15 protein-coding genes are annotated in these 11,658 nt (G+C 28.8%); 7 read left to right on the top strand and 8 right to left on the bottom strand.

Annotated features, from left to right (window positions below; genetic code table 11):
• From M3Z80_RS07205 to hemG, 4 genes are all read right to left on the bottom strand, one after another.
• On the bottom strand, positions 1-372 hold a 372-nt coding region (locus M3Z80_RS07205; RefSeq protein ID WP_293918866.1), incomplete at its 3' end, for a uroporphyrinogen-III synthase.
• A gap of 6 nt (positions 373-378) precedes the next feature.
• Complete coding sequence (locus tag M3Z80_RS07210) at positions 379-1,020, bottom strand: DUF4271 domain-containing protein (RefSeq protein WP_293918867.1); 642 nt, start codon at positions 1,018-1,020, stop codon at positions 379-381.
• Between the two features lie 25 nt (positions 1,021-1,045).
• Complete coding sequence (locus M3Z80_RS07215; protein WP_293918868.1) at positions 1,046-1,921, bottom strand: carbon-nitrogen hydrolase; 876 nt, start codon at positions 1,919-1,921, stop codon at positions 1,046-1,048.
• A gap of 65 nt (positions 1,922-1,986) precedes the next feature.
• Positions 1,987-2,526 carry a menaquinone-dependent protoporphyrinogen IX dehydrogenase gene (gene hemG, locus M3Z80_RS07220; protein ID WP_293918869.1) on the bottom strand — a complete coding sequence of 180 codons (540 nt, stop codon included), beginning with the start codon at positions 2,524-2,526 and terminating at the stop codon, positions 1,987-1,989.
• A gap of 152 nt (positions 2,527-2,678) precedes the next feature.
• On the opposite strand from hemG, the gene trhA reads away from it, so the two are divergent.
• Positions 2,679-3,305: a PAQR family membrane homeostasis protein TrhA gene (gene trhA / locus M3Z80_RS07225; protein ID WP_293918870.1), complete on the top strand. Its 627-nt coding sequence runs from the start codon at positions 2,679-2,681 to the stop codon at positions 3,303-3,305.
• Between the two features lie 16 nt (positions 3,306-3,321).
• Entirely contained in the window at positions 3,322-3,909 is a 588-nt protein-coding gene (gene coaE / locus M3Z80_RS07230; protein WP_293918871.1) for a dephospho-CoA kinase, read from the top strand.
• Positions 3,910-3,912: 3 nt separating this feature from the next.
• Here coaE and M3Z80_RS07235 read toward each other — a convergent pair whose 3' ends face one another.
• Entirely contained in the window at positions 3,913-5,127 is a 1,215-nt protein-coding gene (locus M3Z80_RS07235; RefSeq protein WP_293918872.1) for an RsmB/NOP family class I SAM-dependent RNA methyltransferase, read from the bottom strand.
• 118 nt (positions 5,128-5,245) lie between these two features.
• Between M3Z80_RS07235 and M3Z80_RS07240 the strand changes: the two genes are divergently transcribed.
• The 4 genes from M3Z80_RS07240 (at position 5,246) to M3Z80_RS07255 (ending at position 8,005) form a co-directional block, all read left to right on the top strand.
• Positions 5,246-5,950, top strand: coding sequence for an alpha/beta fold hydrolase (locus tag M3Z80_RS07240; RefSeq protein WP_293918873.1), 705 nt, complete (start codon positions 5,246-5,248; stop codon positions 5,948-5,950).
• Between the two features lie 117 nt (positions 5,951-6,067).
• Entirely contained in the window at positions 6,068-7,033 is a 966-nt protein-coding gene (locus tag M3Z80_RS07245) for a PorP/SprF family type IX secretion system membrane protein (protein ID WP_293918874.1), read from the top strand.
• A gap of 14 nt (positions 7,034-7,047) precedes the next feature.
• On the top strand, positions 7,048-7,563 hold the full coding sequence (gene idi / locus M3Z80_RS07250; protein WP_293918875.1) for an isopentenyl-diphosphate Delta-isomerase: 516 nt from the start codon (positions 7,048-7,050) through the stop codon (positions 7,561-7,563).
• Positions 7,564-7,594: 31 nt separating this feature from the next.
• Positions 7,595-8,005, top strand: coding sequence for a secondary thiamine-phosphate synthase enzyme YjbQ (locus M3Z80_RS07255; RefSeq protein ID WP_293918876.1), 411 nt, complete (start codon positions 7,595-7,597; stop codon positions 8,003-8,005).
• 73 nt (positions 8,006-8,078) lie between these two features.
• Here the strand turns inward: M3Z80_RS07255 and M3Z80_RS07260 are convergent, their stop codons facing one another.
• Genes M3Z80_RS07260 through M3Z80_RS07270 form a run of 3 tightly spaced genes read right to left on the bottom strand, consistent with a single transcriptional unit; the run spans position 8,079 to position 10,480 of the window.
• Positions 8,079-9,305 (bottom strand): hypothetical protein, encoded by a 1,227-nt coding sequence (locus M3Z80_RS07260; RefSeq protein WP_293918877.1) that lies wholly within the window; start codon positions 9,303-9,305, stop codon positions 8,079-8,081.
• A 7-nt stretch (positions 9,306-9,312) separates the two neighbouring features.
• Positions 9,313-10,023 (bottom strand): iron-sulfur cluster repair di-iron protein, encoded by a 711-nt coding sequence (gene ric / locus M3Z80_RS07265; protein ID WP_293918880.1) that lies wholly within the window; start codon positions 10,021-10,023, stop codon positions 9,313-9,315.
• Positions 10,024-10,039: 16 nt separating this feature from the next.
• Positions 10,040-10,480 (bottom strand): RrF2 family transcriptional regulator, encoded by a 441-nt coding sequence (locus tag M3Z80_RS07270; protein ID WP_293918878.1) that lies wholly within the window; start codon positions 10,478-10,480, stop codon positions 10,040-10,042.
• A 557-nt stretch (positions 10,481-11,037) separates the two neighbouring features.
• On the opposite strand from M3Z80_RS07270, the gene M3Z80_RS07275 reads away from it, so the two are divergent.
• Positions 11,038-11,658 (top strand): hypothetical protein (locus M3Z80_RS07275; protein ID WP_293918879.1); only part of this gene is annotated, 621 nt, incomplete at its 3' end.

Consider the following 11,658-nt stretch of genomic DNA (forward strand, 5'->3'; position numbering starts at 1 on the left):
TAAAAGAGGTATCATGTCTTCCGCCTCTTTCTCTCCAAAATAAATTTTTCTTTTCCTATAAACAATATATCTTTGAAGATATAAAGCTATGGCTTCAGATTGACAAACGTATTTCATGGAATCGGGCACAGTAAAACGCATTTCTTCAGCCAGTCTAAAAAAATGATCTACAGCATTTCGACTGGTAAATATGATGGCAGTAAAATTTGAAAAATCAATTTTTTGTAATCTAACATCTTTTGCATCAGCGCCTTGAACATGAATGAAAGGACAAAAATCAATTTTTATTTTATGTTTCTTTTCAATTTCAAAATATGGTGAACTATCGCCAGTAGGTTTAGATAGAGAGATTAAAACGGACTTTATTTTCATAATAAATTATAATTTATCTCCTAAGAACACTAATTTTAATACATATAGTGCCGGTAAGATTTCGAAAATGCAAAGGTACAAAAATTCATAATAACCAGGAAGTTTTATTTGATTTTTAATGAAAAACATTAGCCAAATCCATTCTATAATGAGTAAAAATGATATCGTGCCTAATACAATAAAAGGTGTAAAATGAGAGGGTATATTTGTATAATATATTGTAAAGCAAAGTAATATTACTATAAATAATTTAATAAATAAAAAAATGAAGCGATTATTATAATTATTTTGATATTCCTTATTTTTTCCTAATATTAATAGAAATCCGTTACCTAAAGTATAAGAGGATACCTGATAAATAGTTAAGATAATAAATAAAGAAATAAATCTTAATGCTTCCGTATTATAGAAGGGGATTACGATAGTAAAGAAGGGAAGAAGTGTTAACGATAATATGACCGTATAAACAAAACTGCATATCGCAACATACAGAGTAAAATTTTCATTTTCTGTAGGAATTGATCTAAAGCGGAAAATAGGCTCATCTTTAGGAATTAATAAAAACCGCGAAATAATCAGTAATAATAATGATCCTAACAGAATGAAATTAACTAGATTGTCTCCTAGAGGTATTTTTGTTATTTCCAAAATTATGATGATTTACTCAATATACTTAATCTTCATCAATAAAACGTTTAGTAATAGGGGAATATGAGTCTATGCGGCGATCTCTTAAGAAAGGCCAATGTATTCTGTAACTGTCAGATTTTTCAGTTTCAATTTCTACTACCATTACTTCCTCATTTTCATGTGAGGCTTGTTTTAAAATAGTTCCGAAAGGATTCGAAACAAAAGAACCTCCCCAGAATTTCATTGCCCCGTTTTGTTCATATCCTACACGATTTACACTTACTGTGTGTACTCCATTAGCAATAGCATGGCTCCTTTGTATGGTTTGCCAAGCATTGTATTGCTCAATATTAGTTTCTTCGTCCTGAGTAGATGCCCATCCGATGGCTGTAGGATAAAACAATATCTCAGAGCCCAACAAAGCTGTTATTCGAGAAGCTTCAGGATACCATTGATCCCAGCAGATCAATACTCCTATCTTTGCATATTTGGTTTGAAAAACCTTATATCCTAAATCACCCGGAGTAAAATAAAATTTTTCATAATAGGCCGGATCATCAGGGATATGCATTTTGCGGTATTTGCCTAAATAAGTACCATCGGCATCGAGTATTGCAGTTGTATTATGGTATAATCCTTTTGCTCTTTTTTCAAAAAGTGAAGCGACAATAACTACTTGCAATTCTGCAGCTATTTTAGATAATTTATCCGTGGTTGGCCCAGGAATTGTTTCTGCAATTTTAAAATTGTCGTAATTTTCAACATCACAAAAATATAATGAGGTAAATAATTCTTGTAAACAAACAATCTGAGCACCTTCAGAGGCAGCTTTTCTAATTCCTTCAATTGCTCTCTCTATATTATTATCAATGTTATTGGAACAACTGGATTGTACTAATCCGATTTTTATTTTAGCCATTACTTAAAAAATAATTTCAAGGTTTTCAATTACAAAAATAAGTTATATTTTATAAATTATAGCCTTCAATCGAAAGCAATTTGTGAATTGAATTCTGTCGCAAAGTTCTTTACCTGGGTCCAATCTGTATATTCAATTACTGTTTTAGAGTCAGTAGGACCTTTAGTGATTGTCATAATTAGTTGAATCATTAGCCTATCGAAAAAAGAGTATGCTGGATAGTTTAGCATTCCACCGAAAAGAGCAATATTTTTAGGTTTCCATTTAATTTTATCTAAAAACTTTTTAGCATACGGATTATTATCTACGTTTCTTCTTTCTTTATTTCTAGCTATCAAACTTACGGAGAAAAAAGCGTTAGGTATACCGTTCAGATCCTTATAATGTTTGTTAATATATTTTTTTACTTTGGCTCTATGGAATCCATAGCGAATACTGGCGCCTATGATAATGCCGTCATATTTTTTTAATGAGGGAATAGGATCTTTTATAGATACATGGTCAACGGTAGCCGTTAAAATTTTTGAAATATACTTGGAAATCTTAATTGTATGTCCATCTGTAGAAGAATATATGATTAAAATTCTTTTCTCTTTTGATGACATGGTATTGTGAATTTTTAGTGTACACAAAATTAGTCATAAAAATTCTATTATTTTAATTAAAATGAGTTTATTATCCGTTAAAAATGTTAAAAATGATAAAAAAAAGCTTCAGATAAATATATTTATTAAATTTGTTAAAAAAGTTAAGGAAAATGAGTTATGCAGTTAGAGATAAACAAGAAATGCTTAATACAATATCTCATGGTTTGGGTGTGGTGTTGGGTATTATCGGCCTAATATTTTTATTAATTAAAGACAGAAATTTAACCTATTATAGTACATTAAGCATTTGGATATTTGGAATATCTCTAATAGTCTTATATGCTTCTTCCACCATTTATCATTTTTTCATTAACGAAAATCTTAAAAAAAAGGCAAGAATATTTGATCATATGAGCATTTTCTTATTAATAGCCGGAACATATACACCTATATGTTTAATTACATTAGAAAAAAGTTCAGGATGGACAATTTTTTCAATTGTTTGGTCCATAGCTGCTTTAGGGATTTTTATGAAAATATTTTTGACAGGAAAAGTTGATAAATTATCTCTGCTTCTATATTTGGTCATGGGATGGTTATTGATTTTCGATATAAAAAATGTAGTTCATTTAATGAATAATCAAGCTTTATTGTTTTTAATTTTAGGAGGAATTTTATATACCGTTGGAACCATTTTTTATATAAAAGATAAAATGCCTTATGCTCATTTTATTTGGCATTTATTTGTTTTAGGTGGAAGTGTTTCTCATTATGTAGTGGTATATAGTATTATTTAAATTATATAAAATTTTAATGAAAATTGTTGGGTTAACAGGAGGAATGGGAGTAGGGAAGTCTACTGTAGCTGCTATATTCGAAAGCAATGGATTTCCGGTATTTAATTCCGATACAAGAGCAAAAGAGCTCATGGTTGAAAATACTGATCTCAAAAAGAATATAATTTCTTTATTAGGTGAGGAATCTTATGAAGGAGAAAATTTAAATAGAAAATATATAGCCAAAGTGATATTTTCTGATGAAAATCTTTTAAAAAAACAGAATTTATTAGTGCATTCTGCATTACAGAAAGACTTTGAGTTATGGAAAACTAAACAAGATACAGCATTTTGTGTTAAAGAGGCTGCCATTTTATTCGAAAGTGGATCATATAAAGATTGCGATTATACTGTAGCGGTTATTGCTCCCGATTCAATTCGTATACCGAGAATAATTTCAAGAGACCATCTTACAATAGAAGAAGTAAAAAAAAGGCTTCAACATCAATGGGCTCAAGAAAAAGTTGTTAAGTTATCCAATTTCCATATAGTAAATGATTCTGATTTTAAAAACTTGCAGAGTCAGGTCATGAAAATAATAAGCATCCTAAAAGACAAATGTTAAAAGTTACTTGATACGTAGAAGTTTTGCCATATAAAATCCATCAAAATTACATACCGAAGGCATTAATTTTTTTTCTTCAATTAACTCATAATTTGAATTTTCTTTCAAAAAATTCTCTACTTGCAAAGAGTTTTCAGAAGGTAAAATAGAACATGTAGCATAAACTAAGATTCCATTTTTCTTAACCAAATTTGAATGATTTTGCAATATTTGTCTTTGTTCTTCTTTTACTCGCCCAATAAATTCTTCATTTAATTTCCATTTTGCATCAGGATTCCTTCTTAAGACACCTAAGCCAGAACAAGGAGCATCAATTAAAACTCTATCGGCACTATTTTCAAGTCTTTTTAATGTTTTTGAATCCTCGATAATTTTAGTCTGGATGTTATGAGCACCATTTCTTCTAGCTCTTTGTTTAAGCGTTTGAAGTTTCCATTCATGTATATCCATAGCGATGATATGTCCTTTATTTTCCATCAAAGCTGCAAGATGTAAGGTTTTACCACCAGCACCTGCGCAAGAATCAATCACTCGCATTCCGGGTTTTACCTCTAAAAATTCTCCTACTCTTTGTGATGAAGCATCTTGAATTTCAAATAATCCGTCTTTAAATGCTTGAGTTTTAAATATATTTTTCTTATCTTGCATAATAAGAGCATCTTTATACCCTTTAATATAATCTACATAAACATTTTCTTCCCTCAAAACCTCTATCAAATTTTCAGCAGTAATTTTAAGAGAGTTGGTTCTAATAACAGTTTGGGCAGGAACATTTAAAGCATTTATTTCTCGACTCCATTGTTCACCCAATTCATTCTCTAATACAGTTTGCATCCACTCTGGAATAGAATATTTTATTGAAGGTGAAGGAAAAGGTAGTTTAAATCGATCTTTTATTTTTTTAACATATACTTTTTCAAATTCCGGAAAAGGTTCGAGCCCCATTTTATTGTATAGCAAATAAGTGGCTATAATTAAATTAATAGACTCAGGAGAAAGTTTTCGATTGGCAAAAAATTCCAATTGGTTTTTCCATCGAATGATTTCATAAAATGATTCGGAAACAAAGCCACGGTCTTTACTACCCCATTTCTTATTAAATTTTAAAGTTCTTTCCAGAACCTTATCAGCATATTTATTAGGCTCGAAAAAACTTTCATGTAAGGCATTGTGTAATCCTATAATTAAATTTCTGTGTAACTTTATCTTTGAATTCATGGAAATGAAAAATATTTGCAAATATATAGGTTAATTATAATATTCAAATTACTGTGAAAATAATTAAGCCTATTTTTGTGAAAATAAAATAATTAAAAAATTTTTAACAATTATAACAATGAAGGTGTATTTCATTCCGGGATTAGGAGCAAAATCCAGATGTTTTAAATTTATTGAACTACCCGAGGGATATGAAAAAATTAATATAGAATGGCATTTACCCGAAAAAAATGATTCTTTAATTAGCTATTCCTCTAAAATGGCGGAATGTATAGATCAATCAGAACCATTTATTTTAGTTGGTTATTCCTTTGGAGGTGTAATAGTTCAGGAAATGAATAAATTTTTAAATCCTGAAAAAACCATTCTTATTGCAAGTATGAAAGATGTAACCCAAATTCCTCGATTGTTTAAGATTTTAAAAAAAATAAAATTTGCGAAGTGGTTTCCTATTAAATTTTTCACCAATAAAAAAATAGTTTCTTATGCCTTTATAAGGTCGCTATATTTCAGTATATTACCATCAAAAAGGCAAAAAAGAAATCAGTTTAAGCTTGACGAACTAATGGTTCAATTGGATTCTGAATATTTTAGATGGTCTATAGATCAAATTATTAATTGGCAACCTGAGCAAGAATTAGTAGGAATTTATCAGATACATGGCACAAAAGATATTATTTTTCCATTTAAGAAAATTCATGAATCTTATTCTAATAAGGTAAACAAATCTCTTGAAATAATAGAAGATGCTTCACATCTTTTAGTATTAGAATCACCCAAAAAAGTGAATAATGCATTAAAAAAAATAATTTTAGATCATTAATTGATAATGATTAATGAAAAAAAATAAAAATGTTAACAATACTTAAAATATTTCTTTTTTTATTAAGTTTGTACAATAAATATTTGCGCATTTAGATTCTAAATTAATAATTACTAGATGAGATCATTTCGATTATTTTTATTTTTTATATTTTTTATTATTATAACTTATGAAAAATTGTATGGGCAGCAAAGTATTCCGTTTGACCAACAATATCTATTGTCGGATAAGGTATTGATAAACCCTTCCTATACGGGATCTACGGATGATATTGTGTTAAAGTCAACCTATCATCAGCAGTTTAGCAATTTTAATGAAAGTCCGAATACGCAAACCATTAGCACTCATTTTAATGCTTTTGACAGGGTAGGATTAGGGGCTTACTTTTTCAGAGATGAAAACGGTCCCATAACATTAACAGGTGCCAATATATCGGGAGCTTATCATATTCCTTTAGCGGATGACGAAAATCGAGAAGAAAATCAATTTTCATTCGGAGCATCTTTCAGTTTTTTTTCTCAATCATTTGAATATTCGAAATTGAGACCTGAAGATGAAAACGATCCACTTTTATATGGTGATAAGTCTGTATTTTTGCCCTACTTGAATTTAGGAATGTCTGTAGCCTATGAAGGTTTTTTTGCAGGAGTATCCGTTCAAGACATCCCATTAGGTAAAAACAAACCGGTGGTAAATTCCATCGAACCTTCACCATCATGGTACTATCTGAACTTAGGCTATGATTGGGAATTAGTAGATTCATTTTTTATAGAGCCTTCATTTATGATGAGTTTAAATACGAATTCGGAAAGAATGATGGATATAAATTTAAAAGCAAAGTATAAAAATGATTTTAATGCATTTGCTTTTGGAGTAAGCTATAGAACAGCAAAAGATTCGCAAGTAAGTGGAGGTCTATCATTGACACCATTTGTACAAGCAGATCTAGGCAGGTTGAATTTTACCTTCGGGTATAACTTCGGTATCACAGATATATTTAAGAAAGGAGGAGATGGTTTATTGGTAGGAATAGGTTATAGGATAGAAAATTTTATAAATCCGCAAGGATTCCGTTACAGATAGAAGAATTTTTAAAGATGGTTGAACACGTAATATTAGTAAATGAGAATGATGAAGTACAGGGAGAGATGGAGAAACAAGAAGCACATCTAAAAGGAGTATTACATCGAGCATTTTCAGTTTTTATTTTTAATAATAAAAAAGAGCTGCTTATACAACAAAGAGCAAAAATAAAATATCATTCAGCCTTAAAATGGACCAATACATGTTGTAGCCATCCTCGAGTAGGAGAGAGCTATTTAGAAGGAGCACACCGACGGTTAAAGGAAGAATTGGGGTTTGATTGCGAATTACAAAAAAAATTTGACTTTATATATAAGGCTGAGGTAGGAGATGGTATGATTGAGCATGAGTATGATTATGTTTTTACAGGGCAATATGAAGGAGAAATACACATAAATCCTCTTGAAATTGAATCAGTGAAATGGATAAATTTTATTGATTTAAAAAAGGATATAAAGCTACATCCAGATAATTATACAGAATGGTTTAAGATCATTTTTGAAAATTATGAAAAATATATTGAATATTAATTTATAATACATTCTAAAAAACTGAACAGAATTGGTATCTCAAATTGAATTTTTTCTTGAAGAGCGAAATAGAGGCTTTCATATAATAACTGATGAAATAACTAAAAAGCTCCCTTCTTTACCACATACAGGTATACTCAATCTTTTTATAAAACATACTTCTGCAGGCTTAGCGATAAATGAAAACGCAGATCGTGAAGTTAGAGTGGATTTAGAAAATATTTTTAATCAGCTAGTTAAAGAAGGAGAACCTTATTATACACATACTTATGAAGGGATAGATGATATGCCTTCTCATGCAAAATCTATACTTGCGGGATCAAGTTTATCAATACCCATTACTAATGGGAAACTAAATTTAGGAACTTGGCAGGGCATTTACTTATGTGAATTTAGAAATAGAGGAGGTAATAGAAAAATAGTTGCTACCATTTTAAGTTAAAACTTTTGTGCTAAATAATTAATGCTTTATTAAACATTCAATTTATGTTTTTATTAAAATTATTTTCGAACTATTAAGAATTATTTTTGGATGGTTTTTGAAAGATAATTATATAAATTAAATAAAATAATATGCCTAAAGGGAATAACAAACTACTCCAAGATAAAATAAAAAAATAATTAGGTATAATATTCTTACCAAGATAAATAAAAGAACCTTGTAAGAATAATAACACTTCTGAAATAAAATAAAAACCTAAAAAAAATAAGGTACCCATTTTAATGAGCTTGCTTTTACTATCTATCCAATTATTGTGAAGCATAAGTAATATAAAGCTAAGACAAGTATAAATGCCTAATGTCTCCAAATGAATAAAGCCAATACGTAGATTTTTTATTTCGTAAGAATATTGCGCTATTTCAGGGTTGAAAAGGAATAATTGGATTATAACTTTTAGTAAGAGAGATAAGAAAAAAAAGCTATATAAAAGTTGTAATGATAGCGATTTTGATTGTATGAGGGCAAGAAGATAAGGATGAATAAATCTTAAGAACAAAAATAAAAAAGCGATATTACATATAATACCAAAGCAATAAGAAAAATAAATATATTGGGAATGAATAAACCAACTAAGAGGTAATCCAAAAGAAAAAATAATTCCCAATAAAACTAAAATATAAAATATATAGGTAATCTTTGAATAAATTAAAGAATAATTTATATCCAATACTTTCAGAATTAAAGCAAAACATCCTAATAAAAACCATCCATTAATTTGAAAATGTAAAAAAAATTGAATGCAAATGGAATATAAAATAGAACTTTTACCTAAAGTTCCCATTGTTATGCCAAGTCCCCAAATTCCAAATGTAGAAAAGAGCATACAAGCTAATGCGGTTTTTATAAAAAGAGTACTTATGTCTTTTTGGCGTAAATTTTTAAAAGTCAAATAGCAAAAATAATAGGAGCATAAAATATGTAAAGTTGAAAATAAAATAGAGTATAAGCCATATCCTTGGAAAGGAAAACTCACAAACATACCGACAATAGATAGTTGAGTAATCCAAAAAAGTGTTGAATATAACGATTGATTTTTTTTACTTTTAGGGATGAAATAAAGATAGATCAAAATATAAAATATTTGATACAACCAGCCTAGCATTGCTATATGAGAATGGGTATGTAGAAAATTACTATAAGGAAAATTTATGGAATAATATTGAAGAATTCTCAGTATAAAACCAAGAATTCCTGCAATAAATAAATTTAAAAAACTAACAAAAAACCATTTTTTAACCATTTGCAAATTATTTCATAGTAGATTCCATTACAATAGCCTGTGGAAATAAAATATTATTTTCTAAATGAATATGCTTATGAAGATTTTGCTCAAATTCATCTAACATAGCAAAAGAGACTCGATAAGTATTACAAGCTTCCGCAGGAGGTGTATAATTTTGTGTTAATTCCGCTATTTTATGAAATCTTTCTCCTTCCACGTCATGTTCATGCTTCATCATAGTAATAGGATTTTCAACTGTTCCAAAATGAGGTGTCTCATACGGAAGATTATTAATTTTAGCTTCATTCATAATTCTAATAAAAGGGAATAAAATTTTTTCCTCCTTTTGTAGATGAGCTTCCAATTCGATAACCGATTCAGAGAATAAACTATAAACTTCTATTAATTCAGGATGTCTGTCGCCATGAACTTTTTGTACTTTATCCAAGAATTTCAATAGTGAAGGGCTCTTTTCTCGAATATATCGATGATAAACTTTTTCAATATAGTCAGCCAATAAATCCAGAGGCCATGATTTGAAATCGATATTTTCATCCTTTTCTGCAATGGCTTCTGTAAGTTTAGTGATTAATTCTTGCATGTCAACTGATTTTTTTTCACAGGCCTGCTGTATAGTTCTATCACCTTTACAGCAGAAATCAATACCAAATTTTGAAAAAACAGAAGCAGTTCTGAAATTTTCTGCTACAATTTCTCCTATGGTTGCATCTAACATATTTTTCATGATTTAATTAATTTAAGATTTTTAAAAAAGTTGAACCGGAAATAACATCCGTAATCATAGTTTCAATACTAATTTCTTCAAGTGTTTTCTGTAACTGTTTACGTACAGCTTTAAATTTATGATGGGCTGGACAAGGATGATTTTCCGAGCATTTGGGTAATCCTAATGCACAGCCTTTAAAGATCGAATCGCCATCCACAGCAAGCACAATATCATAAATTTTAATCTTAGGTAATAGATCAAGAGATATACTAAATCCACCGTTTGGCCCCTTGTGAGAGGTAATTATACTATGCTTTACTAAAGTTTGTAAAATTTTAGCAGTAAAAGCCTCCGGAGAATTTATTTCTCTGGAAATATCTTTCAATCTGGGTTTATTATCCGAAAATGATTGTGAGCCAATAAAAACAGTAGCTCTAATAGCGTATTCACAGCTTTTTGAAAACAATTTTTAAACAATTAATAATTTTCAAAGATATAAAATTTTTAATAAAGGACAAAATTGTCTTTTATTAATCATTAATAACACTAAATATTTATATGCGATAAAAATGAATATATTTTTAAATAAAATTAAATTATAAGCAAAATATGTATTTATATTTTAAAAATAAATGTAAAAAAATTATATATCTTAAAAAAGATAATGAAAAAATATTCTTTGTTAAGTTAACAAATTGAAAATAAATCATTTATTTATAGAATTTATAAATATTAAAGATAATAAAGATGTAAAAATCCTTTTATGAAGATAAAATTAGTATACTTGCAATCCTAAAACTATGTTTAAATACTGCATTTGAAATAATGTTTTCAAAGAATTGTGAATAAAAAATTAAAATTATGTTTTTTAAAAAATTTTGGAAAAAAAAATCAAAGTCTGAAATTCAATCTGTACAAGATAAATCAATTGATTCAGATAAAATATTTCTTTCTATTCAAACATTCTGGACACAGGTAAAAGCATCTGAACAGACATTTAATACACTAGAACTAATCTCCATCATGGAGAATCTCAATAATCTTTTAGTAGATAATCAATTAGATGTTATTGCAGAGCTTACACCAGGAGATAAAAAAAATCATAAAATAATTTTTTCGGCTCAAGGCCGTATTGAGCAGTTTGAACTAGTGATGCGAATCGTTAAACATGCACCAGATCTTAATTTTTTTGAAATAGAAGCATTTAGAACACGGGTTAAAAATCTGGATACATTCTCTATCTCTATAGCTCATGATGATGATTCTTTTTCATTGAAACCAACTGATTTATTGATTTCTCATAATGAAGAATATCGTAAAATCTCTTTGAAAATTGCGTTTGGTAAAACTATTCCTGAAGAGATGAAGCAAATCGCCCAATCGACTGCATTCACCTTGCTTGATCATGTATTAGGAGAATATGATTTTTCTATTAAAATTGGAAGTGTTAATTTTTTAGAAACTCCCAATGAGGAAAACGCAGTACCTCTTAATGAATTTGTAAAGATATTTGATCATTTATGGCAAGATAAATTAAAGCATACAGGTATTTTTCCTCTTTCTGATAATGAGGATAGATGGAGTGTATTTGAGATCAGTTATGAAAATGATCCTGACAGTAAAAAACTTGTGCAAAGAAATGAG

Origin of the sequence: Apibacter sp., assembly GCF_025291155.1 — a bacterium.
Lineage (GTDB): Bacteria > Bacteroidota > Bacteroidia > Flavobacteriales > Weeksellaceae > Apibacter.